This is a genomic window from Serratia rhizosphaerae (assembly GCF_009817885.1).
Lineage (GTDB): Bacteria > Pseudomonadota > Gammaproteobacteria > Enterobacterales > Enterobacteriaceae > Serratia_B > Serratia_B rhizosphaerae.
In genome coordinates this window covers 2,034,497-2,060,194 of record NZ_CP041764.1, presented here as the reverse complement: position 1 = coordinate 2,060,194, position 25,698 = coordinate 2,034,497, and the positions used below count along the sequence as shown (strand labels likewise).

The following is a 25,698-nucleotide window of genomic DNA, read 5'->3' as shown; positions in this document are numbered from 1 at the left end:
CAGGGACTGTGATGACTTCAAATAATACTGGCTCCATAAAAAAAATGGGGCTGGCTGCGCTGACGCTGGTGACTGCATCAAATATGATGGGGTCGGGTGTTTTTATGCTGCCAACCAATCTGGCGGGTATCGGTTCTATTTCTTTATTTGGTTGGATTATAACGATCGTGGGTGTCATAGCCCTTGCTTTGGTGTTTGCTAAAAACAGCATGGTGACACCGCGCGATGGTGGCATCATTGCGTATGCCAGTGACGCTTTCGGCCCTTTTATTGGTTTTCAAACCACGATTTGTTATTGGATCAGCGCCTGGGTGGGGAATGTGGCATTACTGGTCGCTGGGGTAGGCTATTTGAGTTACTTTTTCCCCATCCTTAAAGATCCGTTGATCAGTTCTATCAGCGCTATCGTGATCCTGTGGGGGTTTATCGCGCTGGCATCATTAGGCGCGAAAGTTGCCGGCCGATCGCAGTCATTTACCGCCTGTTGTATGCTGGTTGTGGTATTAGGCATCGGCTTTATTGGCTGGTTCTGGTTTAAACCTGTACTGTTTACCGAGGTGTATAACGGCACCGGCGGCAGCGATGTGTCGGCAATATTTTCAGCCGCCTCTTTAGCTTTATGGGGCTTTCTGGGTGTGGAATCTGCCGTGGTGTCGAGCGGTCAGGTAGAAAATCCGGAGTCTACCGTGCCCAAAGCGACGGTGTTCGGGCTATTGATTGCCGCAGTCTGTTATGTCACCAGTTGTTCGGTGATCATGGGGCTGGTGCCGCACAGTGAATTGGTGAAGTCTGCCGCTCCGTTTGCCGATGCGGCTCGTTATATGTTTGGCGAGTTCGCCGGGGAAGTGGTGTCTGCCTTGAGCGTCATTGCCTGCTTTGGCTCCATTTCCGGCTGGCTGATTTTGCAGTCTGAGGCCCCCAGAGCCGGGGCAAAACAAGGGTTATTCCCTAAGTTTTTTGCAGCGGTCAATAAAAACGATGTGCCGATGAAAGGACTGGTGTTTACCGGCGTGCTGATGACCGTCATATTACTCACCACGGCATCGCCTGATTTGGCGAAACAGTTTCAGGTGATTATATTGATGTCAGTGTTCGCCTCTTTGCTGCCTTATATTTATGCGTTGGTTGCCTTGCCAATTATTATGGTGTCGAAATCATTAAATACCGGCGGGGCATTTTTCATCTATTGCACGCTGGCAGTGATTGGGGTGTTATACAGTTTATTTGCGCTGTTCGGATCCGGCAGCAATGCAATGTTTTGGGGCGTATTAATGATGATGTTCACGATTCCTTTATATGCTTTAGTTGCCGCAAAACGGAGTAAGGCCGGAATAAAGACGCTATACCTTGATAATGATGGCGATTCGTAATCATTATGCGCACCAATCATAAATATCATCATGGCGTGATAGGTATGCGGAGATTATAGGTATTGCTTCCCCCCTCCGTCAGGTGATGAATTTGCCGGATTCGCCGTCCTGTGGATTTTCATCGGGCCAACGCGGGTTGGCCCCTTTTGTTCACATCAACGGCAGCAGGCAGCGGTACAGCTCGCGGAAGGTGGCACGGCGGGCGGCGTAGGCCTGATGGCGTTCGGCATCCGGCGTGTGCATCTGCTCCAGCGGCAAGGCGGGCAGCAGTTCGGCCAGCGGGCGCTGAGGGTTGAGCGCGATCTGCGCCAACCGCGCCGCCCCCAGCGCCGGTCCGACGTCGCCGCCGGTGCGGTATTCCAGCGGCTGGCCGCTGATATCCGCCAGCATCTGCCGCCAGAACGGGCTGCGTGCGCCGCCGCCAATCAGCGTAATGCTGTCAGGATGCAGGCCGCTGGCGTGCAGCGCATCCATGCCGTCGGCCAGCGCAAATCCCACGCCTTCCAGCACCGCGCGCGCCAGATCGTTCGGCCCGTGCTGATGGGTCAGCCCCCAAAACACGCCTTTGGCGTTCGGATTATTGTGCGGCGTACGTTCGCCGGACAGGTAAGGCAGGAACCACAGCGGCGCATCCGCCGGCCTGGCCTGCTCGACGTTGCGAAGCAGCGTCGCAACGTCGTCAACGTTGGTCAGCCGGCATACCCAATCCAGACAGGAGGCGGCGCTGAGCATCACCGACATCAGGTGCCAGGTATCGGGCAGCGCATGGCAAAAGCTGTGGACGGCGCTGCCCGGATTGCTGAGGAAGCCGTCGCTGACGGCGAAATAAACCCCGGAGGTGCCAAGCGACAGCATCGCCTGCCCGGGCTGATACAGCCCGACGCCGATCGCGCCGGCCGCATTGTCGCCGCCGCCCGCCGCCACCGACGCCTGCGGCATATCCCAGCGCTGCGCCAGCTCGGCGTGCAGCCGGCCGGTGAGCTGGCTGCCTTCAAACAGCGTCGGCATCTGGCTGCGCGTCAGGCCGCAGGCGGCCAGCATCTCGTCGCTCCAGTCGCGCCGGGCGACGTCCAGCCACAGGGTGCCGGCGGCGTCCGACATATCGCTGGCGAATACGCCGCACAGGCGCCAGCGCAGGTAATCTTTCGGCAGCAGCACCTTATCGAGCTGACGGAAGATGTGCGGCTCATGTTGTCGCACCCACTGCACTTTCGGCGCGGTAAAGCCGGGCATCATCAAGTTGCCGGTAATGGCGCGCGAGCGCGGCACCGCCTGCTCCAGCTGGCGGCACTGTTCAAAGCTGCGGCCGTCGTTCCATAGCATGGCGGGGCGCAGCACCTGCTGTCGGCTATCCAGCAGCACGGCGCCGTGCATCTGGCCAGTCAGGCCGATGGCCTGCACCTGCCGCAGGCTATGCTGCCGGCCGAGTGCCAGCATGGCGCGATCGGCCGCCTGCCACCAGGCCTGCGGGTCCTGTTCGGACCACAGCGGCTGCGGGCGGGAGAGGGTCAGCTTTTCAGTGTGGCTGGCCAGCAACTGCCCCTGCTCATCCAGCAGAATGGCCTTCACGCCGGAGGTGCCAAGATCGATGCCGATATACATAGAAGGTCCCTTTAAGTGGCATATCTGGATTAACGCGGCTGCGGGGCGGACGCATCCGCCCCTGACAGGGTTAACCGAACAGATAACGGTTGATCAGATTCTCATATTTTTCCTGATGGCCGCTGTGGTGTTGCGGTGCCAGATTATGCTGTTCAGCGTACTTGGCCAGCGCTTCCAGCGACAGTTTTCCCTGCAGAATCTGCTGGCCCAGTTCGCCGTTCCAGCCGGCATAGCGTTTGGCGACCAGCCGATCCAGCTGCCCGTCCTCGACCATCCTGGCCGCCACTTTCAGCGCCAGCGCCATGGTATCCATTGCGCCGATATGGCCGTAGAACAGGTCATATTTATCGGTGCTTTGGCGGCGCACCTTGGCGTCGAAGTTCAGGCCGCCGGTGGTGAAGCCACCGGCCTTGAGGATTTCGAACATCACCAGCGCGTTCTCCTCGACGCTGTTCGGGAACTGGTCTGTATCCCAGCCGAGCTGCGGATCGCCGCGGTTGGCGTCCACTGAACCGAAGATGCCGAGCGCGATGGCGCTGGCGATTTCGTGGTGGAACGAGTGGCCGGCCAGCGTGGCGTGGTTGGCTTCAATATTGACCTTGATCTCTTTTTCCAGCCCGAACTGTTTCAGGAAGCCGTAGACCGTGGCGACGTCGTAATCGTACTGATGCTTGGTCGGTTCCTGCGGTTTCGGCTCGATCAGCAGCGTGCCCTGGAAGCCGATTTTATGTTTGTGTTCCACCACCATTTGCATAAAGCGGCCAATCTGTTCGCGTTCCTGCCGCAGGTCGGTGTTCAGCAGCGTTTCGTACCCTTCGCGGCCGCCCCACAGCACATAGTTTTCGCCGCCGAGCTGTTTGGTGGCGTTCATGGCGCTGCATACCTGCGTCGCTGCCCAGCTGAAGATTTCCGGATCCGGGCTGGTAGCGGCACCGGCGCCGAAGCGCGGATTGGTGAAACAGTTAGCGGTGCCCCACAGCAGTTTAACGCCGCTGCTCTGCTGTTTTTCGGCCAGTACGTCGGTCATCACGGCAAAATTATGCAGATACTCTTGCAGTGAATTCCCTTCCGGCGCCACGTCGACGTCGTGGAAGCAATAGAAGGGGACGTTGAGTTTGTGGAAAAACTCAAAGGCGACGTCCGCCTTGCGCCGCGCCAGATCCAGCGCATCACCTGCCTGCTGCCAGGGGCGTTCGAACGCGCCGCTGCCGAACATGTCCGCGCCGTTCCAGCAGAAGGTGTGCCAGTAACAGGCGGCAAAGCGCAGGTGGTCGGCCATGCGTTTGCCCAATACGATTTCATCCGGGTTGTAGTGGCGGAATGCCAGCGGGTTATTGCTGTCGATGCCTTCGTAACGAACTTGTTCAAGCTGATCAAAATAAGATTGCATTCTCAACTCCTTGGTAACAGAACCCGGCTTTACGGGATGCCTTAATCTTCGGAGTTCGTGATGATTGCCTCAATTATGTTATTTCACACTCAAATTCAGATAATTATTAAATGTGCGTCGGATCTCATATTGCACATTTAATTACCCGATCTGCCCGGTGGCGGCGTTAGACATTTTTATTGTCGCCGACAAATTTTCACAAGGTTAAAACATGATCGCCATCATAAAAACAACATTAAACCAAAAAACGTAATTCGCCGGTAAAAATCAGTAATTGCTGAGCGATAGGTAAGCGACAACAATTCCCGGGACGTTGTGCCATAAAAACTCGTTTCAATTATTACCCTACAATTTCAATAAAGAAGGTATATAAGATGAAATTTAAGCACTTATTCCTCTCCGCCTGCGCCATGCTGGCGCTGGCCAGCCAGCCGGGGTTCAGTAAAGACGTTAAGATTGGTATGGCGATTGACGATCTGCGCCTGGAGCGCTGGCAGAAAGACCGCGATATTTTTGTCAAAAAAGCCGAATCGCAGGGAGCGAAAGTGTTTGTGCAGTCCGCCAACGGTAATGAAGAAACCCAGATGGCGCAGATTGAAAACATGATCAACCGCGGCGTCGATGTGCTGGTGATCATTCCTTATAACGGGCAGGTGCTGAGCAACGTCATCGGCGAAGCGAAGCGCGAAGGGATCAAAGTCCTGGCCTACGACCGCATGATTAATAATGCGGACATCGATTTTTATATCTCGTTTGATAATGAGAAAGTGGGCGAACTGCAGGCGCAGAGCCTGGTGCAGCGCGTGCCGCAGGGCAATTACTTCCTGATGGGCGGCTCGCCGGTGGACAATAACGCCAAACTGTTCCGTCAGGGGCAGATGAACGTGCTGAAACCGTTGATTGACGGCGGCAAAATCAACGTGGTCGGCGATCAGTGGGTGGACGCCTGGCTGCCGGAAAACGCCTTGAAAATCATGGAGAACGCCCTGACGGCCAATAACAACCATATCGATGCGGTGGTGGCGTCCAATGATGCGACCGCCGGCGGCGCGATCCAGGCGCTGGCTGCGCAGGGGCTGGCGGGTAAGGTGGCGATCTCCGGGCAGGATGCTGACCTGGCGGCGGTCAAACGTATTATCGCCGGCAGCCAGACCATGACGGTGTACAAACCTATCAGTAAATTGGCCGATGAGGCCGCCAATATTGCGGTGCAAATGGGCCGTGGCGAACAGCCGAAATCCAACGCCAAATTAAATAACGGTACTAAAGACGTGCCGGCCTGGCTATTGACGCCTATTTCCGTCGATAAATCGAATATCGACAGCACGATAGTCGCCGATGGTTTCCATAAAAAATCCGATCTGGGTAAATAAACGCCGCCGTACGGAGGTCGTTATGTCCTGTTTATTGAAAATGAAGGAAATCACGAAGCAATTTGGCGCGGTAAAAGCGGTGGATAATATCAGTCTGCAACTTGAATCCGGCCAGGTTTTATCATTGTGCGGTGAAAATGGGTCGGGGAAGTCCACCTTGATGAAGGTGCTGTGCGGAATATATCCGCACGGTAGTTATCAGGGCGATATTTATTTTTCCGGCCAGTTAATAACGGCGAAAACCATTCGCGATACCGAGAAAAAGGGTATCGCCATCATTCATCAGGAGCTGGCGCTGGTCAAACAGATGACGGTGCTGGAGAACATGTTTCTCGGCAGCGAGTGGGGGCGCTATGGCCTGATGGATTATGACGCCATGTATCAGCGCTGCCAGCGCCTGCTGGCGCAGGTCAAGCTGGCGGTGGACCCGGATACCCGCATCGGCGAACTGGGGCTGGGCCAGCAGCAGCTGGTGGAGATCGCCAAGGCGCTGAACAAGCAGGTGCGCCTGCTGGTGCTGGATGAGCCGACCGCCTCGCTGACCGAAAGCGAAACCGCCACGCTGCTGACGATCGTGCGCGATCTGCGCGATCGCGGCATCGCCTGTATTTATATTTCCCATAAATTGAACGAAGTGAAGGCGATCTCGGATCTGATCTGCGTGATCCGCGACGGCAGGCACATCGGCACCCGTCCGGCAGCCGACATGAGCGAGGAGGAGATTATCGCCATGATGGTCGGCCGCGAACTGACCGAGCTGTATCCGCAGGCGCCGCACACGATCGGCGAAGTGGTGCTGCAGGTTGATAATCTGACCGCCTGGCACCCGGTTAACCGGCATATCCGCCGGGTTGACGACGTGTCGTTTACGCTGCGGCGCGGGGAAATTCTCGGCGTCGCCGGGCTGGTCGGCTCCGGGCGTACCGAAACCATGCAGTGCCTGTTCGGCGCCTATCCCGGGCGCTGGCAGGGGAACATTACGATCGAGGGGCAGGCGGCGACGATTGGCAACTGCCGTCAGGCGATGCGCTACGGTATCGCCATGGTGCCGGAAGACCGCAAACGCGACGGCATCGTGCCGGTGATGGGGGTCGGTGCGAATATGACGCTGGCGGCGCTGGGTGACTTCAGCGGCCCGCTGTCGGCGCTGGACGAGGCGCGGGAACAGGTGACCATTGAACAGTCGCTGGCGCGGCTGAAGGTGAAAACCGCATCGGCGGAGCTGGCCATCGGTCGCCTGAGCGGCGGCAACCAGCAAAAAGCGATCCTCGCCAAGTGCCTGTTGTTGAACCCGAAAATCCTGATTCTGGATGAACCGACGCGCGGTATCGATATCGGCGCAAAATACGAAATCTACAAATTAATCAATCAGCTGGTGCAGCAGGGCATTGCGGTGATCGTCGTGTCATCCGAATTGCCGGAAGTGCTGGGCCTGAGCGATCGCGTGCTGGTGATGCACCAGGGGAAAATCAAAGCCTCGCTGGAAAACCGCAATCTGACCCAGGAACAGGTGATGGAAGCCGCGTTGAGGAGTGAAAAACATGTCGAAAAACACGCTGTCTGAGGCAAGCCTGCCGTCTGCGCCCGCCAAAAAGGCGCTGCTGCCGCTGAGGTCACTGAACCTGCAGGTGCTGGTGATGCTGGCGGCGATCGCCGTCATTCTGCTGTTCTTTACCTTCACCACCGAAGGGGCGTATCTCAGCGCGCGCAATATTTCCAACCTGCTGCGCCAGACGGCGATTACCGGCATTCTGGCGGTCGGCATGGTGTTTGTGATTATCTCGGCGGAAATCGATCTGTCGGTCGGTTCGATGATGGGGCTGCTGGGCGGCGCGGCGGCGATTTTTGACGTCTGGCTCGGCTGGCCGCTGCCGCTGACCGTCGCGGTGACGCTGCTCGCCGGCTTGCTGCTCGGTGCGTGGAACGGCTGGTGGGTAGCCTACCGTAAAGTACCCTCCTTTATCGTTACGCTGGCAGGCATGCTGGCGTTCCGCGGTATTCTGGTCGGCATTACCAACGGCACCACCGTTGCGCCGACCAGCGGCGCGATGTCGCAGATTGGTCAGAGCTATCTGCCCGGCGGCCTGGGGTTCGGCGTCGGCGCGCTGGGGCTGGCGCTGTTCGTCATCTGGCAGTGGCGGCGACGCAGCAGACGCGCGCAGCTCGGGCTGCCGTTGCCGGCGGCCGGCGGCGCCGTCGCCCGGCAGAGCATTATGGCGGTGGTGGTGCTCGGGGCTATCTACCTGCTGAATGATTATCGCGGGGTGCCGACGCCGGTGCTGATTCTGACGGCGCTGATGCTGGCGGGGATATTTATGGCTACCCGCACCGCGTTTGGCCGGCGCATCTACGCCATCGGCGGCAATATCGACGCGGCGCGGCTGTCGGGGGTGAATGTGGAGCGCACCAAGCTGGCGGTGTTCGCCATTAACGGCCTGATGGTGGCGATCGCCGGGCTGATCCTCAGTTCCCGGCTGGGGGCCGGCTCGCCATCGGCGGGCAATATTGCCGAGCTGGACGCCATCGCCGCCTGCGTGATTGGCGGCACCAGCCTGGCGGGCGGCGTCGGCAGCGTTGCCGGCGCGGTGCTGGGGGCGTTTATCATGGCATCGCTGGATAACGGCATGAGCATGTTGGACGTGCCCACCTTCTGGCAGTATATCGTCAAAGGGGCGATCCTGCTGCTGGCGGTGTGGATGGATTCCGCCACCAAGCGGCGCGCGTAGACGTTTTACCTCACAAATCTCGCCGCATTTTTACTGCTCTCTGAACGGCTGTGCTATTCAGGGAGTGGTTTGTTTTCCGGGGATATCACATGTTCGAAAAACGCTACCGTATTACATTGTTATTTAACGCGAATAAGGTGTATGACCGCCAGGTGGTGGAAGGGGTGGGCGAATATTTACAGGCGTCGCAGTGCGACTGGGATATTTTTATTGAAGAAGATTTCCGCTGCCGCATCGACAACATTAAAGAGTGGCTGGGCGACGGGGTGATCGCCGATTTTGACGACCGCGAGATTGAACGGCTGCTGGATAACGTTCAGGTGCCGATTGTCGGCGTCGGCGGCTCCTATCACCGTGACGACGACTACCCGCCGGTGCACTACATCGCCACCGACAATCATGCGCTGGTGGAAGCGGCGTTTATGCACCTGAAGGAAAAGGGGTTGAACCGCTTTGCGTTTTACGGCCTGCCGCCCGAAGGCGGCAAACGCTGGGCGCAGGAGCGCGAGCATGCCTTTCGCCGGCTGGTGGCGCAGGAACAGTATCAGGGGGTGGTGTATCAGGGGATGTCGACCGCGCCGGAAAACTGGCAGTACGCGCAGAACCGGCTGGCGGACTGGGTGCAGACCCTGCCGCAGCAGACCGGCATTATTGCGGTGACCGATGCGCGCGCCCGCCATCTGCTGCAGGTGTGCGAACATCTGGCGATTCCGGTGCCGGAGAAGTTGAGCGTGATCGGCATCGATAACGAAGAACTGACGCGTTATCTGTCGCGCGTGGCGCTCTCTTCGGTGGCGCAGGGGTCGCGGCAGATGGGCTACCACGCCGCCAAGCTGCTGCACCGCCTGTTACAACAGCGTGAGCTGCCGCTGCAGCGCATTTTGGTGCCGCCGCTGAAAGTGATCGAACGGCGCTCGACGGATTACCGCTCGCTGCGCGATCCGGCGGTGATTCAGGCGATGCACTATATCCGCCATCATGCCTGCCGTGGCATCAAGGTGGAACAGGTGCTGGATGCGGTGGGGCTGTCGCGCTCCAATCTGGAGAAGCGTTTTAAAGAGGAAACCGGCCAGACGATTCACCATGCGATCCACGCCGAGAAACTGGAGCGGGCGCGTAACCTGCTGGCGACGACCGCGTTATCGATCAATGAGATTTCACAGATGTGCGGCTACCCGTCGCTGCAATATTTTTATTCGGTGTTCCGCAAGGGCGACGCTATGACGCCGAAAGAGTACCGGGAAAAATACGCCGAAACGGCCTGCTGATGCCGCTTACGCCAGCCGGCAAAACGTCGTCAGCCGCTGCGCCAGCGCGCCGGCGGCGGCGGGGGCGCTGTCGCGGTAATACAGCGCCAGCTCGAAATCATTCACCGGCGGTAGCCCTTCAGCCTCACCCAGCACGCGGTGGCTCGGCAGCCGGCAGCCGGCGGGAAGCAGGGTGACGCCCAGTCCGGCGGCGGACGCGGCGGTCAGCGCCGCCAGGCTGGCGCTGCTGTAGCCGATGCGCCAACGTCTGCCGAGGTTGTCCAGCGCCTGACACAGCTGGTCGCGGTACAGCCCGTTGAGTGGAAACACCGCCAGCGGCACCGGCGACTGCTCAATGGCGGGAAAGGCCAGGCTGTCCAGCCACAGCAGCGGCTCCGGCCGCGCGGCGTGCGGCGGCTGGCTGCGGCGTTGTTTCACCAGAATCAGGTCCAGTTCTTCACGGCCGTAGGCATGGTGCAGATCGGCGCTCAGACCGCTGGTGACGTCCAGCCGCAGGTGCGGGTGCTCGCGGCTGAAGTCGGCCAGCAGCTCGGTGGTGGAGGCGGCGAAGTCCTCCGGCACCCCGAGGCGCAGTACGCCGTCGCGCCAGATGCCGGTCAGCGCATCGTGCGCCTCTTCGTTCAGTGCGATAATGCGCCGGGCGTAGCTGAGCAGTTTTACGCCCTCTTCGGTCAGCAGTACCTGATGGGAGGAGCGTTCAAACAGCGGCTTGCCGAGCATCTCTTCCAGCCGGCGCACCTGCTGGCTGACGGTCGACTGCGACAGGCATACCCGCTCGGCGGCGCGGGTAAAGCTGCTGCTGTCGCATACGGCAACGAAGCTGAGCAGCAGCTGCGGGTTGAACATCGGATAACGATTCATTTTGTCACTGCTGACCATTCCATTATTTAATTTCCAAATACTAACGGCATTTTCTACAGTGAGGCAACGTTGCCGTCACCGCGTTGTGACGGCCCTCCTTCCGTATTCACAGACTGGAATCCATGGTGGAAAATCACTCTCAGCCGGCGGATCAGGCGCCAGTCGCGCGCCGCTGGTTTCATCCTTTGTTATGGGCGCTGGTGCTGATCGGCCTCAACATGCGTCCGCTGTTAACCTCCGTCGGCCCGCTGCTGCCCACGCTGCGTCAGGCCACCGGCCTGAGCTTTGGCGGCGCCGCATTGCTGACCGCGCTGCCGGTGCTGATGATGGGCTTGATGGCGCTGGCCGGCGGGTGGGTCAACCGCCTGCTGAGCGAACGCGCCAGCGTATTGCTGAGCCTGCTGGCGATTGCGCTGGGGGCGTTGTGGCGCGAACTGGCGCCGGACAGCGTGCAGCTGCTGCTCAGCGCGGTGCTGGGCGGGCTGGGTATCGGCGTGATACAGGCGGTGATGCCGGGCATTATCAAACACCATTTTCTCAAGCGGATGGCGCTGGTGGCCGGCTTATGGTCGGCGGCATTAATGGGCGGCGGCGGGCTGGGGGCGGCGGTGACGCCGTGGCTGAACCGCGGCCACGACTGGCACAGCGCGCTGGCCTGGTGGGCGCTGCCGGCGCTGGCGGCCCTGGTGGTCTGGCTGTGGGCGAGCCGCGGTCTGGGGCGGCTGACGTCGCCGGCGGGCAGGCAGGCGGGCAGCCTGTTCCGCAGCCCGCGCGCCTGGCTGCTGGGGATTTACTTCGGCCTGATTAACGGCGGCTACGCCAGCCTGATCGCCTGGCTGCCGCCGTACTATATGCAGCTTGGCTGGCAGCCGCAGGCCAGCGGCGTATTGCTGGCGCTGATGACGCTGGGACAGGTGGCGGGCGCGCTGGCGCTGCCGGCGCTGGCGCGTGGTCACGATCGTCGTCCGCTGCTGTGGGCGGCGCTGATCATGCAGCTGGTCGGGTTTATCGGCCTGATCGGCTGGCCGCTGCAGACGCCGTGGCTGTGGGCGCTGCTGGCCGGCGTCGGCCTCGGCGGGGCGTTTCCGCTGTGTCTGGTGCTGGCGCTGGATCACCTGCCGCAGCCGGCGGCGGCCGGGCGGCTGGTGGCCTTTATGCAGGGCATCGGCTTTTTGCTGGCGGGCGTTGCGCCGTATATTTCCGGCCTGCTGCGTGACTACAGCGGCGGTTTCCTGCTCGACTGGCAGCTGCATACGCTGTTGGTGCTGCTGCTGATGGCGCTGACGGCGCGCTTCCATCCGCGCAGCTACCGGCAGAGTGGCGGCGGGTAATATTTCTGTCATTGCGGCTGCCTATAGTGACGGTGCCTTTACCTCCGGGTAGACCACCTCATCAGGGAGACGGAAAATGACAATGAAAACAATGATGAAAACCACGCCTCTGGCATGCCTGTTCGCCAGTATGTTGTGCAGCACGACGCTGTGGGCGCAGCAGGAGGTCGATGCGCAGCTGGCCGGCCATGCGCTGCTGCCGGTCAGCAGCACGGTGACGCCGCCGGACGACGCGCCGGCGGACCTGCGCCAGAGCGGCAAATACACCAGCGGCCAGCGGGTCAGCGCGCCGGGCAGCGTTGCCGGCCTGTCGGCCGATCGTCCTACCGGCATCGGCCTGCCGATCGACGGCCAGCCGCGTCAGGGGCACTCCGGCATTAAACATATGCCGGACGGCAGTTACTGGGTGCTGACCGATAACGGCTTCGGCAGCAAGGCCAACTCACCGGACGCGATGCTGTATCTCAGCCACTACCGCATCGATTTTAAAACCGGCGCGGTGGAGCCGTTAAACACGGTATTTCTGCACGATCCGGACAAGAAAGTGCCGTTTCATATCGTTAACGAAAGCACCGACACGCGCTATCTGACCGGCAGCGATTTCGATCCGGAAGGCTTCCAGTTCGCCGATAATGCGCTATGGATCGGCGATGAGTTCGGCCCCTATCTGATCAAGGCCACGCTGGACGGTAAGATTCTGGCGGTGTTCGACACCCAGGTGAGCGGCAAGGTGGTGAAATCGCCGGACAACCCGACCCTGACGCTGCCGGGCGCGCCGGACGGCAAACAGAACTTCCAGGTGGCGCGCTCCAAGGGGTTTGAAGGTATGGCGCTGTCTAAAGACGGCAGCAAGCTGTACCCGCTGCTGGAAGGGGCGCTGTGGGACGGCGAAGATTTCGAACAGGTCGACGGCAAACGCTATCTGCGGGTGCTGGAGTTTGACGTTAAGCGGCAACAGTGGAGCGGGCGCAGCTGGCAGTACGTGCTGGAGGATAACGCCCATGCGATCGGCGATTTTAATATGATCGACGCCACGCACGGGCTGGTGATTGAACGAGATAACGGCGAAGGCACGGCGGACCAGGCCTGCGCCGTCGGCGCGCCGACGGAGAACTGTTTCAGCCAGGTGGCGAAGTTCAAACGGGTGTACCGCATCGCGTTTTCTGACGCCAACGTCGGCAAACCGGTGGAGAAGCAGGCCTATATCGACCTGCTGAAGATCCAGGACCCGAACAAGCTGGCGCGCAAGCCGCTGAATAACGGCGTGCTGACCTTCCCGTTCTTTACCATTGAAAACGTCGATGTGGTGGACGAGCGCCATATCATCGTCGGCAACGATAACAACTTCCCGTTTTCCTCCAGCCGCCAGCCGAATAAGGCGGACGACAGTGAGTTTATCCTGCTGGACGTACCGCAACTGCTAACGCCATAAATTACGGCCGGCGCGCGCCGTTAAAAATAGTCGATCTGCATGGTGGCGCCGCTGGTGAATTTCCCTTCCGTCAGCGTGGCGGCAGCGGATTTGACCGGCACGGCGTCCAGCACAGGCAGCGTGGTGTAATCAATATTGAGCGCGCTGTTGAGGTTAAACGGCTTGCCATCCGCCAGCAGTTTAATGCCGAGACCGTTGATGCTGGTGTGCAGCACGTTGGCGTCAAATGCCGCGCCGGTGCCGACGATTTTCATCTTCAGCTGTCTGGCGGGGTCGAGGAACTCACAGTGCACGCTGTAGCTCAGCCGCTGCATATAGCGGCTGCCGTCGATGCGGTTTACGCCGACCTTGCCGAAGTCCACGTCGATGGTGCGTCCGTCGTTAATCTCACAGGGCGGCGGCGCCACCACCGTGGCGGTGATGCTGACCCGCGTCCCCTGATCGGCGGCGAAAGCGCCGTAGCCGGATAGCGCGCTCAGCAGGCCGGCGGCCAATGTTCTTCCAATGCATGTCATGGCGGGAGCGTCCTCAAGGCGCGCTGAAAATCAGCGTTGCTGAACCGGACAGCGGCCCGGTGGCGATGCTGGTATAAGGCACATTATTTTTTACCGGCACAAAGGTGAGGGTGTCGCTGCCCATGCCGTTGACGATCCGGGTGCGGAAAGCATTGTTGGGTTTGATCACCGCGTCTTTATACACCATGGCGACGCCCACGTTGGCGTTGCTGGTTTTGATAAAGTCCGGCGAAAACCCGGTGGCGTCGCTGACCAGTCTGATCAGCACATCCTGAGTGGCGCTGTGATCGTCGCACTGATAGCTGATCGCCTTGTCCTGCTTGATTTGCGCATCCGTGACGTTCTGCGTCAGAAAGTCCTGACGTATCTGATTAAAGTCGACGTTAATCTGCTGGCCGTTGTTAATGGTGCAGCTGGTAGTCACGAAGTAGGCGTCGTTATCGGCAATCAGGCGCCAGCGGTAGGGGCCGCATTTCGGACAGTTCGGCCGGTCGTTGGTCTGCCTGAAATTGATTTGGCCGATGATGTCCCCTTTGTTGATTTTAATATCCGGGGTGGGGAAGCGGCTCAGCACGATATAAACCCGGATATTCACCGTCTGCTGGTTCAGGTTGGTCAGCTCCATCACGCTAATGCCCGCCGGCACCGGCGAGTTATAGTCGGCGCCGTTAATGGTGGTGCCGTTGCTGATGCCGCCAAAAATTGCGTTGTTCATGGTTAACGCCGGGCTGTCGGTTTTTAGATAGTCGATCCAACTGGCCGTGTCGTTTTTACAGGTGACCTGGCTGACGTTGACGATCTCGTTTTTACCGTACGACAGCTGCGGCCCGATGCGCACCCGTACATCAACGGGCGCTGTCGAGCCGCCCGGGAGAATATAACCGCCGTCGGAAGTCCGGCAGGTAAACGCCTGCGCCTTGCCGACCAGCAGCAACGGCGCCAGGCAGCATAATAAAAAAACAAAAATTTTCACTGTTGTATCCCAAATGTTTAGTCATTAAAAAGTACGCGCGCCGTTTTTGCGGCGTGCGGCAACCATCCTTTGTTGCTCCGTGGCGGCGGGATACCATCTCAGCGAGTTTTTTACCGAACCGTGGCTGACAATGGCGTCGCCATTAGCGACCATTTCCAGTAATAAATTCCTGGCTCTGTACACACCTTCATTTATATATTCCGCCAGTTGCCGAGTAGATAGCCATTCATGCTGTGGAGGCAGTTCGTTCTCCTGAGTTAACGGGGGAGATAACGTCAATAATGCATACAACAGCCGCTGTTTTAGCTGCCGTATTTCCTTCTTTTTGGGCGATAACACTTCCATAGTATCTCCTCGGACTTCTTTATAGCTTTACCCGGGTATGGCGGTGCTTATCTATATGCTGTGTATAGGATAAAACCCAGTTAAAGCAAAAGATTAACGGTATGTAATGGCGATTATTTATGGCGTTAGCGATCGCGTTGCGACGGGGAAAGACCCGCGCAAAGCATCAGATAAAGCCAATTTTTGGTTTATTATATTCAAAATGGCCGCATTTTAGATCTCATTGTTCGCGAAATAATAAAAAACAGGATATTATTCTAGTTTTATATAATTTACGATCTATGGCGCTAAAAATAACAATAATTTTACCGGATAAAGGAAATATATTGCGAATATTGCGGTTTAACTAGAAAACACTTTTTTTAATGTGGGCTATTTGCCAGAATAATCGTCACCAGCCATAAGGGGCTGCCGGGTAAAGTTGAATTGTAATTTAATGTGAATTTTATGAAGTCACAGCGGGTTTTCTTCACTTTTTTACCTTTTATGCAGCGGTAATGTTTTTCCGTTATACCTTTGGTTTAGGTACGTTGACTACTCATAAAATGCTAAAGAATCAGAGCGCGTTATTTATCTTTCGGTAAATTTCCGGCGTGGTCTGCTCTTTATTTATTGGATATGTGCATTCTCTTCTTATAAGGAATATAGGTTCTATGAAACTTAATAAAATCATGCTGGCCGCGGTGATGGCAATTGGCGCAACCTCTTTCGCTCACGCTGCCGATCAGGGGCACGGTAAAGTTAACTTTATTGGTTCCATTATTGATGCGCCTTGCTCCATCGCCCCTGAATCTCTCGACCAGACCGTTGACCTGGGCCAGGTGTCCAACGTGGCGCTGAAAAACGGCGGCTCTTCCAATCCGCGTTCGTTTGATATCAAGCTGGAGCAGTGCGATATCGCCACGCTGAAGAGCGTCACCACCACCTTTACCGGCTCAGCGTCGCCGACCAATAAAGATTTGCTGGGCATTACGGGTACCGCCAGCGGTGCCGGCGTTGCCATCACTTACGGCGGTAAAGCCGTTGAGCTGGGTAAAGCCACTACGGCGCAGAAGCTGAATGAAGGTAATAACACCTTGCATTTTGCTGCCTACCTGCAAGGTGAAGGCGCTTCCGCCGCCGTGGTTCCGGGCGATTTCTCTGCCGTGGCCGATTTCACCCTGGCTTATCAGTAAGTCATAGCGTCGCCGGGCATGTCACCATGCCCGGCCGTTATCTCCCGTCAAAGGAATGCCGCGATGTTGTCACAACGGAACCAGGCCGGCGCATTTGTTTTGCTGGCCAGCTGCGCGCTGTTTTCCGCCATGGGCCGCGCCGCGCCTGCCGAGCAGGGCCGGGGCCAGGTCAATATGCACGGCGCCATTATCGATACCGCTTGTGCGATTGCCGCCGGCAGCCGCGATCAGACCATCGATATGGAGACGGTGCCACTGGGGCAGATGATGCGCGACGGTCGGGGAATAACGAAAACGTTCAGTATCGAATTGGTGAATTGCGTCGTAGAGAGGCCGGGAAATAAACCTGACTGGAAGTTTTTTCAGGTGACGTTCGACGGCCATGCGGACGGCACGCTATTCGGCGTGCAGGGCGAAGCCCGGGGCGTCGCGTTAAAAATTGATGATAGCAACGGCAATGTGGTGATCCCCGGAGAACCTCTGGCGCAGGAAAGCGTAACGCCGGGAAACCGCGTGCTGAAATATTCAATGACATTAATGCCGAATCACCAGCCACTGAAGGCGGGAGCATATTTTTCCACAGTGCGTTTTAAGCTGGATTACTTTTGATTTCTTGTCGTACTGACGGTTAATACATGTTGAAGGGATGTTTATTATGCTTTCACCGGCAGGGAAGTTATTTCGCCTGCAAACACTGAGGCTGTGCGTTGCTTTGGCGTTTGGCAGCCCCGTAACGTGGTTGTTTGCCGCTGAAGAAATTCAGTTTAATACCGATGTATTAGATGTTAACGATCGTCAGAATATCGATCTGAGCCAGTTTACCCGCAGCGGTTACATTATGCCGGGTAATTACACCATGGCGGTTCACGTAAATAAAAACGATCTGCCGGAGCAGCCGATCGTTTTTGTCGCACCAGAAAATAATGCCAAAGGCAGTGAAGTGTGCCTGTCGCCGGCATTGGTCAAACAGCTGGGCGTAAAAGAAAAGCTGGAAAGTACGCTGCGCTGGACACACGGCGGGCAGTGTCTGGATTTACGCAGTCTGGCCGGTATGGAGGCGCGCGGCGATTTAGGCTCTTCGTCGCTGTATCTCAACATTCCTCAGGCCTATCTGGAATACAGCTCGGAAAACTGGGATCCGCCGTCGCGCTGGGATGACGGTATTCCGGGGCTGCTGCTGGATTACAACCTCAATGCGCAAACGCAAAAGAACCTGAAGGCGGGCGGCAACGGTTACAGCCTGAGCGGCAACGGCACCGCCGGCGGCAACCTGGGCGCCTGGCGCCTGCGCGCCGACTGGCAGGCCAGCGTTAACCACCAGACCGGCTCGGGCAAGGCGAGCGACAAGCAGTTCGACTGGAGCCGCTATTACGCCTACCGGGCGATACCGGCGCTGCGCTCCCGCCTGACGATGGGGGAGGACTATCTGAATTCCGATCTGTTCGACAGCCTGCGCTTTACCGGCGCCAGCCTGCGTTCGGACGACAATATGCTGCCGCCGAATCTGCGCGGTTACGCGCCGGAAATCAGCGGCGTAGCGAAAACCAACGCCAAGGTGGTGGTCAGCCAGCAGGGGCGCGTGCTGTATGAAACCCAGGTGGCCGCCGGCCCGTTCCTCATTCAGGACATTAATGATGCGGTGTCCGGCGAGCTGGACGTGCGGGTGGAAGAGCAGGACGGCAGCGTGCAGCAGTTCAAGATGAATACCGCCAGCATTCCGTATCTGACGCGGCCGGGCAGGGTGCGCTACAAGCTGGCCGCCGGCAAACCGACGGAGTGGGGGCACCATCTGCGCGGGCCGCTGTTCGGCACCGGCGAGTTTTCCTGGGGGATCAGCAACGGCTGGTCGCTGTACGGCGGCGCCATCGGCGGCGGGGACTACAACGCGCTGTCGCTGGGGCTGGGACGCGATCTGATGCTGCTGGGGGCGCTCTCCTTCGACGTCACCCAGTCGCGGGCCAGACTGCCGCAGGAAGGGGTCAAAAGCGGCGGCTCTTACCGCCTGAGCTATTCGAAAAACTTTGATGAGTATGACAGCCAGGTCACCTTCGCCGGTTACCGCTTCTCCCAGGAAGACTTTATGAGCATGGGGGAGTACCTGGACGTCCGCTATCAGGGGGATCGCAACGGCAAGAGCAAGGAGATGTACACCCTCTCTTTCAATAAACAGTTTCGCGATCTGGGGTTGAGCGCCTACCTCAACTACAGCCATCAGACCTACTGGGATCGGGCGGCGAACGACCGCTACAACCTGATGCTGTCGCGCTATTTCGATCTGGGCGAGTTTAAAAACCTGAGCCTGTCGCTGTCGGCCTACCGCAACCGCTATAACGCGCGCAATGACGACGGCATGTACCTGTCGCTGTCGGTGCCGTGGGGCAGCAGCGGCACGATCAGCTACAACACCACGATCGACCGGAACGACAACACGCACCGCGTCGGTTACTACGACCGGGTGAATGAACACGACAACTATCAGCTGAGCGCCGGCGCCGGGCGCAGCGGGGCGACGCTCAGCGGCTACTACAGCCACGAAGGCGATATGGCGCAGGTGAACGCCAATGCCAGCTACCAGGCCGGCCGCTACAGCGCCGTCGGCCTGGCCGCGCAGGGCGGGATGACGATCACGGCGGAAGGCGCGGCGCTGCACCGCATCGCGACGCCGGGCGGCACCCGGCTGCTGCTGGATACCGACGGGGTGCCCGATGTGCCGGTGCGTGGCTACGGCAGCACGGTGGCGACCAACCGCTTTGGTCAGGCCGTGGTGACGGATGTAAACAGCTATTACCGCAATAAGGCCAGCATCGATCTCAACGCGCTGGGCGACAAGGTGGAGGCGACGCGTTCGGTGGTGCAGGCCACCCTGACCGAAGGCGCCATCGGCTACCGGCGTTTTGCGGTGATCGCCGGTGAGAAAGCGATGGCGATTATCAAACTGGCGGACGGCAGCGAACCGCCGTTCGGCGCCACGGTGATGAATGCGCGTCAGCAGGAAACCGGCATCGTCAACGACGGCGGCAGCGTTTACCTGTCCGGGATTAATCCGGGAGAGGCGATGACGGTGCACTGGAACGGCGCGGCGCAGTGCGAGGTGCATCTGCCGATGCCGCTGCCGGCCGATATGTTGATGAATAACCTGCTGCTGCCTTGCCGCCCTGTCGGCGCACAGGATACCCCTCGACCCGATGACCAGACCGGCGCTGCGGCGCACGGTCACTGATAACGGACTGATAACTGTGAAAACAATGCTTAACCAGACTCCAACCAGACTGAATATCGCCGTATTGGGCGCACCGCTTGTGATTGCCGCGCTGCTGGCGGCCGCGCCGGCGCAGGGCGCGATTGCGCTGGATCGCACGCGGGTGATTTTTGACGGCGACCAGAAGACGGTCAGCCTGAATATCAGCAATCAGAACAAACAACTGCCTTATCTGGCCCAGGGCTGGATCGAGGATGAGCAGGGCAACAAGATTCAATCGCCGTTTACGGTGCTGCCGCCGGTACAGCGGGTTGAGCCGGGCAAGCCCAGCCAGGTGAAGATTCAGGCGCTGCCGGCGGCCAAACTGCTGCCGCAGGATCGCGAGACGCTTTACTACTTCAACCTGCGTGAGATACCGCCGCGCAGCAACAAGCCCAATACCCTGCAGATCGCGCTGCAGACGCGGATCAAAATGTTCTACCGCCCGGCGGCCGTCGCGCCGCAGAAGAATGCGGCGCCCAGTCAGCAGTTGCTGACGCTGACTCGTCAGGGCGACAAGTATGTGGTGAAAAACCCGACGCCTTACTACGTGACGCTGGTGGACGGCGCGACGCGCAAGGGCGGTAAGAGCGTCGCCGGTTTTGAGCCGGTGATGGTGGCGCCGAAAGGCAGCGCGCCCCTCGGCGTGTCCGCTTCGGCGATCGGCACCAGCCCGGTACTGACCTATATCAATGACTACGGCGGCCGTCCGCAGCTGGTCTTCCGCTGTACGGGCAACCTTTGCCTGACGGTGGCGGACAAGCAGTAACCGGCGTTTTCAATACAGCGGAGACAATAACAATGCGACGCAAGAGCCAGAAGTTGTCCGGCCAGGCTTTTATCCGCTACCAGCGGCGGCTGATTGGCCTGACGGTGGCGGCGGCGATGATGCTGCCGCTGACGGCGGGTGTGATGGTGCTGCTGATGCCCTCGGTGCAGGCGGTGGATAACTGGGACGTCGAGGGGGCAAGCGGCGTGCTGCACGTGCACGGCGCGCTGAGTGAAAGCGCCTGCAGTCTGGAGATGGAGACGGCGCGGCAGGAGGTCTGGCTGGGCGATCTGGGCAGCGCCGGTTTTCAGCACCCGGGCGACCGGGGCACGCCGGTGGCTTTTCAGCTGCGGCTGAAGGACTGCCTGCGCGCGCCGGCCAGCAATCGCGATCCGTGGGGTGGCGCGCTGGCCTGGAGCGGCAGCCAGCCGGCGGTGTCGGTCAGTTTTACCGCGCCTGCCGATGCGGATGCGCCGTCGCTGATCGGGGTGAGCGGCGTCAGCGGGCTGGCGCTGCGGCTGGCGGACGATGCCGGCGCGCCGGTGCGGCTGGGGGCGCGCAACACACCGCGGCTGCTGACGCCGGGGCAAAACACGCTGACCTATACCGTCACGCCGGTGCGTACGCCGGCGACGCTGGGCGTCGGCGCCTATCGCGCCACCATCGATTTTCGCCTGTATTACGACTGATATGCATCGTGCGCAAGGCGGTGCGGTGTTATGCCAATTAAGGGAGGCGACCATGAGTACCACCGTGGGAAGACGGCGCGGCGCGCTGCTGGCGGCCGGCGTGCTGATGTTGGGCGGGCTGGCGGCCAGGCCGGCGGCGGCGGATGAGAACATGCGTTTTGAGGGCACGCTGGTGGCGGAACCTTGCGTGATCCCGCCGGGCGAGGAGCTGATTCGGCTCGATTTCGGCACCATTGTCGACAAGTACCTGTATCTGAACGGCCGGACGCTCAGCCAGCCGTTTTCTCTGCATCTGGCGGAGTGCGATCTTAGCCTGGGCAATACGGTGGCGGTGACCTTCAGCGGCACCGAGAACGCCAGGCTGCCGGGGCTGCTGGCGCTGGACGGCGGCAGCAGCGCCTCCGGCGTCGCCATCGGGCTGGAAAACCTCGACGGTACGGCGCTGCCGCTCAATGACGCCAGTAAAAAATATCGCCTGGCTGCGGGCAGCAACCTGATTGCGCTGCAGGCCTATGTGCGGGGCGAACCACAGGCGATTGCCGACAAAACCATCGGACGCGGGGAATTCAGTGCGACGGCCACCTTTAGTCTGGAATACGAATAACGCGCTGGCGGCGGGTTTTCTCGCCCTGCTGGCCGCCTCGCTGTGCTATCTGCCCAATATGGGCGGCAGCGGGCTGAAGCTTCCGCTTAATGCGCTGGCCTACGCGCTGATGGCGACGATGCTGCTGCTGATTTGCTGGCGGCAGCCCGCCCGCCGGACATGGCGTCTGAGCCGCAGCGCGGCGTATTTTTTGCCGGGCATCGCGCTGTTGGCGTTGCCGCTGGCCTATGCGCCGCCGGACGGTTACGCCGCTGCCACATGGCGGGTGAGTGCGCTGCTGGCCGGCGGGGCCTGGTACTGCGGCTGGCTGCAGGTGCGCCTTGCCTTCCGCTGGCGTACGGCGCTGATTGCGTTGCTGCTGGCGCTGGTCATCGGCCAGAGCCTGATTGCGCTGCTGCAGCTGTTCTGGCCCGCCTGGAGCTGGGTGCCGCTGCGCGGCAGACGCGTCTTCGGCATCTTCCAGCAGCCGAACGTGCTGGGCAGTTTTATCGCCACCGGCCTGGCGCTGGCGCTGATGCTGGCGGTACTGCCGGGCTATGTGCTGCGCTCGGCGCGGGCGGAGCGCGCCAGACAAACGGGGCTGGCGATGCTGCTGGTCCTGCTGGCCGCTTTGCTGGTGTGGGTGCAGTCGCGCGCTGGCTGGCTGGGGGGGATGCTGGTGCTGGTGGGGTTCTGGCTGGCGTTCCGCCGCGTCTGCGCCGCCCGGCTGCTCCGGGCAGGGCTGGCGGTGCTGCTGGGCGGGGCACTCGGTACGGCGGTGCTGCTGTGGCTGGGCGATGCGGGTGGGGTGCGTTATGTGTCTCATGCGCTGTCGAATCAGGCGCGGATCGCCATGCTGCAGGACACGCTGAAAATGATCGCCGCTAAGCCCGGGTTCGGCTGGGGCTACGGCCAGTTTGAGTATGCGTTTCAGCACTTTCGTATTGCCCAGCTGCCGCCGACGCCGGTGCTGGAGATTGCCGGTCATCCGCACAATGAGATCCTGCTGTGGTGGGTGGAGGGCGGTCTGGTGGCGCTGGCGGGCATCGGTCTGCTGTTGCTGGGCGGCGCGCGTCTGTTGCGGCAGGCGCTACGCGTTGACCGTCGTGCTTTCTCCTGCCGCCGTCGCCATGCCGGCGAGGCGACGGCGCTGTGTCTGGCGCTGCTGCCGATGCTGCTGCACAGCCAGCTGGAGTACCCGTTTTATCTTTCGGCCCTGCACTGGCTGCTGTTTACGCTGCTGCTGGCGCAGCTGGATCGCCTGAGCAGCAGCCGCGTCGCGCTGACGATACGCCGCACTGTGCCGCTGCGTCTCAGTATTACGCTGCTGTGCGTGGGCGGACTGGTGCTGATGCTGGCGGCGCTGCGCGCGGGTTGGCTGTTGACGCAGGCGGAACGTGGCGGGCTGCGCGATGTGCGTCCGCTGCGTGAGATGTCGCCCGTTGTCGCCTGGAGCCAGCAGCCGCGGCGGGAGTTTGATTTACAGACGCACCGCCTGCTGGCCTACAACCAGATGCGCGATGAGCGCGAACTGGCGCGGTACCGCGACTGGGCCAGGCGCTATCTGAAGGTACGTATCGACGCCAATGTCTACGCCAACCTGATCGCCATTTTACGTTACCAGCGACACGACGCCGAGGCCGAGCAATACCGCACCGCCGCCGCGCTGTTGTTCCCCGCCGACCGGCGTTTTTCCGGCCCGCGGCAGGTTACGTTTAACCATGAAAGGAAGCAAAACAACCATGACCGATAACTCTGTGCGCCTGGGCGTCCGGGCGGGCATTCTGATACTGGCGCTGTTAGGCGCTACGGCCTGCCAGAACGTCAAACCCAAAGCGGCCGACAAGCCACAACCGGCTCCGTCCGTAGAGACACAGCGTCAGCAGCGCGAGGCAACGCGTTTACAACAGTGCCAGCAAGAACTGGCGGCGCTGCAAAAAATCACCCCTGAACGCTATCAGGACAACCAGCGTGCTTTCGACAGCCTGATGAGCGGCGCGTCGCAGTACGCCGGCCTGCGTACCCGGGTGAACGACGATACGCAGGAGACGGTGGATGCGCTGTATCGCTATAAGGTCAGTCGGCTGTGTGCGGAGATCGAACAGGCGGTGCTGATCGGGCTGGCTGAACGCGGGGAGCAGGTTAAATGACGCGCCGAGTGTCCGTGGCGGCGTGGCTGGCGTTGGCGGCCTGTGCGCTGCCCCGGCACGCCCTGGCCGATGACGGCATTCCCGCCCTGCTGCAGTTTGCCGAGCAGTATCAACAGCGCAGCGATACGACGCCGGATGCGGCGCGGAAAACACCGCCCGCGTCATCGCCGCATAAGGCGAAAACCACCGCTAGCGTAAAACCCGCACCCCCTGCCGCCGTGACGCTGAGGCCGCGCCGCAGCCTGCTGGAACGTGATGAGCAACTGGCCCGACAGCGGCTGGAGCTGCAGGTATTGCGGCAGGAGAACGCCGCGTTGCGCGCCGCAGCGCATGAGACGCCGGCCCCGGCGGCGCTGCCCGATCTCACTCCGCTGCAGCAGTGGCTGGCCGGGCTGCGGCGCGCCTGGCAGGGCACGCCGGATAGCCGGCGTGCCGCTGAGCTGGTCAAGCAGGCGCAGCAGCAGGTGGCGCAGGAGGCGCAGAAGCGGCGGGAACAGGAACAACGCTTTGCCAAAGAGAGTGGCGCATGGCGGCAACAGCAGCAGACGCAGGCGCAGTGGAGCATTACGCCAGAGCAGCTGCAGGACGAGAATAACCGCCTGTCCTACGCGGCGGGCAGCGCGCTGGGGCGCGATATTCAGACCATGCTGACGGAGCGCCAGAGCTGGGGTGTGCCGGTGGATCGACGCAGCCTGCTGGCCGGCGTGCTGGATAACCTGACAGGGCGTGAACGGCTGCCACAGCAGGAGCTGAATGCGCTGATGGCCAAGGCCGATGAGACGGCTGGCGCAGCGCGGGAGCGTATCGTCAACGCGCAGCAGCAGCGGGATCGGGCCTATGTGGCGCAGTTCAGCAAACGGCCGGGCGTACAGCGTTCGCCGACGGGTTTTTGGTACCGGGTGGATTATGCCGGCGACCGGGCGTTACCGCAGGATGCGGTGATCGACGTGGTGGTAAAGGAAAAACTGACGGACGGCACGGTGATCCAGGATATGGATCTGAACGGCAAAGTGCTGTCGCTGCCGCTGTCCGGTTTTCCGCCGTTGTTCCGTGAGGCGATCGGCCAGCTGCGCGACCACGGCAGCATCACCATGGTGGTGCCGCCGGCGCTGGCCTACGGCGAGACCGGCTATCCGCCGAAGGTGCCGCCGAATGCCACCATGGTGTACGAGCTGCGCATCGACAACAGCCGGGTGCGGGCGCCACAGTCGGTGGCGGATGACTAAGGGTGTGCAAAACGGGAAGCAAACCGCAGGAGAGCAGAGATGAATGTCGTAACGACACTGGCCGTACTGGACGACAACCGCTATTTTGCCGCCGGGCTGCAAAAAGCGCTGACCGCGCGTTTTTACGCCGCCGGCGTGGAAACCCGCGTGCTGGAGGGGCCGCAGGCGTATCTGGCTGACCTGCTGTTCCACTATTTTCCGCCCGGCAGCCCGAGCTGTTTTTGCCAGTATGCGGCAAAGCGGCCGTCGGCATTGTCGCTCTATTTTGCCGTGCGGCAGCCGCAGGGCTACGGCCACGCCGATGTGCGGCCCGACTGCCGCCTGCAGGCCGGGGTGATCGTGCAGAATATGCCGATCGACGCCGCGCTGCGGCAGGTGGAAAACGCGCTGCTGCAGCGGCGTATCGCGCCGCCGGTGCGGCCGTATGTGATAGAGCATTGCCCTTGCCAGCGCTATGCGCTGACCGTTCGCGAGCGGGAAATCATGCTCTGCCTGCGCCAGGAGATGCGAATCACGGAGATCGCCCGGCGGCTGGCGATCAGCGTTAAAACCGCCAGCCAGCATAAGATCAACGTGATGCATAAAATGGGGTTTCAGCGCAATGCTGAGCTGTATGACTGGCTGCGGCAGGGGTTTATCGGCGAGCGGCCGTTTGACGAGCGTCTGAGCTGACGCGGCGGCC

Annotated in this window: 23 protein-coding genes; 17 read left to right on the top strand and 6 right to left on the bottom strand. The window is 60.3% G+C overall.

The features are described from left to right. The first annotated feature begins 11 nt into the window (after positions 1-11). Entirely contained in the window at positions 12-1,370 is a 1,359-nt protein-coding gene (locus FO014_RS09605; protein ID WP_160029268.1) for an amino acid permease, read from the top strand. A 150-nt stretch (positions 1,371-1,520) separates the two neighbouring features. On the opposite strand, the gene xylB is transcribed toward FO014_RS09605, so the two are convergent. Then, positions 1,521-2,972: a xylulokinase gene (xylB, locus tag FO014_RS09600; protein ID WP_160029266.1), complete on the bottom strand. Its 1,452-nt coding sequence runs from the start codon at positions 2,970-2,972 to the stop codon at positions 1,521-1,523. Positions 2,973-3,042: 70 nt separating this feature from the next. Then, entirely contained in the window at positions 3,043-4,362 is a 1,320-nt protein-coding gene (gene xylA, locus FO014_RS09595; protein ID WP_160029264.1) for a xylose isomerase, read from the bottom strand. Positions 4,363-4,736: 374 nt separating this feature from the next. On the opposite strand from xylA, the gene xylF reads away from it, so the two are divergent. From xylF to xylR, 4 genes are all read left to right on the top strand, one after another. Further along, positions 4,737-5,735: a D-xylose ABC transporter substrate-binding protein gene (gene xylF, locus FO014_RS09590; RefSeq protein WP_160029262.1), complete on the top strand. Its 999-nt coding sequence runs from the start codon at positions 4,737-4,739 to the stop codon at positions 5,733-5,735. A gap of 22 nt (positions 5,736-5,757) precedes the next feature. Next, positions 5,758-7,299 carry a xylose ABC transporter ATP-binding protein gene (locus tag FO014_RS09585; protein ID WP_160029260.1) on the top strand — a complete coding sequence of 514 codons (1,542 nt, stop codon included), beginning with the start codon at positions 5,758-5,760 and terminating at the stop codon, positions 7,297-7,299. Next, positions 7,277-8,461: a xylose ABC transporter permease XylH gene (xylH, locus tag FO014_RS09580; RefSeq protein WP_160029258.1), complete on the top strand. Its 1,185-nt coding sequence runs from the start codon at positions 7,277-7,279 to the stop codon at positions 8,459-8,461. The genes FO014_RS09585 and xylH overlap by 23 nt, the downstream gene beginning before the upstream one ends. Before the next feature lie 89 nt (positions 8,462-8,550). Next, a complete protein-coding gene (gene xylR / locus FO014_RS09575; RefSeq protein ID WP_160029256.1) occupies positions 8,551-9,729 on the top strand; it encodes a D-xylose utilization transcriptional activator XylR in 1,179 nt (392 codons plus the stop codon). Positions 9,730-9,735: 6 nt separating this feature from the next. Here the strand turns inward: xylR and FO014_RS09570 are convergent, their stop codons facing one another. Further along, entirely contained in the window at positions 9,736-10,590 is an 855-nt protein-coding gene (locus FO014_RS09570; protein ID WP_160029254.1) for a LysR family transcriptional regulator, read from the bottom strand. A 218-nt stretch (positions 10,591-10,808) separates the two neighbouring features. Here FO014_RS09570 and FO014_RS09565 point away from each other — a divergent pair, with 218 nt between their 5' ends. Both FO014_RS09565 and FO014_RS09560 read left to right on the top strand, forming a co-directional pair. Beyond that, positions 10,809-11,921 carry a cyanate transporter gene (locus FO014_RS09565; protein ID WP_281354974.1) on the top strand — a complete coding sequence of 371 codons (1,113 nt, stop codon included), beginning with the start codon at positions 10,809-10,811 and terminating at the stop codon, positions 11,919-11,921. A gap of 91 nt (positions 11,922-12,012) precedes the next feature. Next, positions 12,013-13,353 carry an esterase-like activity of phytase family protein gene (locus tag FO014_RS09560; protein WP_160031393.1) on the top strand — a complete coding sequence of 447 codons (1,341 nt, stop codon included), beginning with the start codon at positions 12,013-12,015 and terminating at the stop codon, positions 13,351-13,353. 20 nt (positions 13,354-13,373) lie between these two features. Here FO014_RS09560 and FO014_RS09555 read toward each other — a convergent pair whose 3' ends face one another. From FO014_RS09555 to FO014_RS09545, 3 genes are read right to left on the bottom strand one after another with little or no spacing between them, the layout of a single operon-like run. Further along, positions 13,374-13,868: a fimbrial protein gene (locus FO014_RS09555; RefSeq protein WP_160029250.1), complete on the bottom strand. Its 495-nt coding sequence runs from the start codon at positions 13,866-13,868 to the stop codon at positions 13,374-13,376. Positions 13,869-13,881: 13 nt separating this feature from the next. Then, positions 13,882-14,841: a fimbrial protein gene (locus FO014_RS09550; RefSeq protein ID WP_246168110.1), complete on the bottom strand. Its 960-nt coding sequence runs from the start codon at positions 14,839-14,841 to the stop codon at positions 13,882-13,884. A gap of 24 nt (positions 14,842-14,865) precedes the next feature. Beyond that, the gene (locus FO014_RS09545; RefSeq protein ID WP_160029248.1) at positions 14,866-15,186 is read right to left on the bottom strand and encodes a hypothetical protein; all 321 of its coding nucleotides are present in this window, start codon (positions 15,184-15,186) and stop codon (positions 14,866-14,868) included. A 653-nt stretch (positions 15,187-15,839) separates the two neighbouring features. Between FO014_RS09545 and FO014_RS09540 the strand changes: the two genes are divergently transcribed. The 10 genes from FO014_RS09540 to FO014_RS09495 all read left to right on the top strand — a co-directional run bounded on the left by FO014_RS09540 (position 15,840) and on the right by FO014_RS09495 (position 25,688). After that, complete coding sequence (locus tag FO014_RS09540) at positions 15,840-16,361, top strand: fimbrial protein (RefSeq protein WP_160029246.1); 522 nt, start codon at positions 15,840-15,842, stop codon at positions 16,359-16,361. A 63-nt stretch (positions 16,362-16,424) separates the two neighbouring features. After that, complete coding sequence (locus FO014_RS09535) at positions 16,425-16,970, top strand: fimbrial protein (protein ID WP_160029244.1); 546 nt, start codon at positions 16,425-16,427, stop codon at positions 16,968-16,970. Positions 16,971-17,016: 46 nt separating this feature from the next. Continuing rightward, on the top strand, positions 17,017-19,581 hold the full coding sequence (locus FO014_RS09530; protein ID WP_160029242.1) for an outer membrane usher protein: 2,565 nt from the start codon (positions 17,017-17,019) through the stop codon (positions 19,579-19,581). Positions 19,582-19,606: 25 nt separating this feature from the next. Then, on the top strand, positions 19,607-20,368 hold the full coding sequence (locus FO014_RS09525) for a fimbria/pilus periplasmic chaperone (protein ID WP_160031391.1): 762 nt from the start codon (positions 19,607-19,609) through the stop codon (positions 20,366-20,368). Positions 20,369-20,400: 32 nt separating this feature from the next. After that, positions 20,401-21,057, top strand: coding sequence for a fimbrial protein (locus FO014_RS09520; protein WP_160029240.1), 657 nt, complete (start codon positions 20,401-20,403; stop codon positions 21,055-21,057). A 52-nt stretch (positions 21,058-21,109) separates the two neighbouring features. After that, positions 21,110-21,661, top strand: coding sequence for a fimbrial protein (locus tag FO014_RS09515; protein ID WP_160029238.1), 552 nt, complete (start codon positions 21,110-21,112; stop codon positions 21,659-21,661). Next, positions 21,627-23,393, top strand: coding sequence for a PglL family O-oligosaccharyltransferase (locus FO014_RS09510; protein ID WP_343039576.1), 1,767 nt, complete (start codon positions 21,627-21,629; stop codon positions 23,391-23,393). The genes FO014_RS09515 and FO014_RS09510 overlap by 35 nt, the downstream gene beginning before the upstream one ends. Further along, positions 23,383-23,790, top strand: coding sequence for a hypothetical protein (locus tag FO014_RS09505; protein ID WP_160029236.1), 408 nt, complete (start codon positions 23,383-23,385; stop codon positions 23,788-23,790). The genes FO014_RS09510 and FO014_RS09505 overlap by 11 nt, the downstream gene beginning before the upstream one ends. Then, on the top strand, positions 23,787-25,016 hold the full coding sequence (locus tag FO014_RS09500; protein ID WP_160029234.1) for an FKBP-type peptidyl-prolyl cis-trans isomerase N-terminal domain-containing protein: 1,230 nt from the start codon (positions 23,787-23,789) through the stop codon (positions 25,014-25,016). The genes FO014_RS09505 and FO014_RS09500 overlap by 4 nt, the downstream gene beginning before the upstream one ends. A gap of 39 nt (positions 25,017-25,055) precedes the next feature. Then, positions 25,056-25,688: a LuxR family transcriptional regulator gene (locus FO014_RS09495; protein WP_160029232.1), complete on the top strand. Its 633-nt coding sequence runs from the start codon at positions 25,056-25,058 to the stop codon at positions 25,686-25,688. Positions 25,689-25,698: the final 10 nt, after the last annotated feature.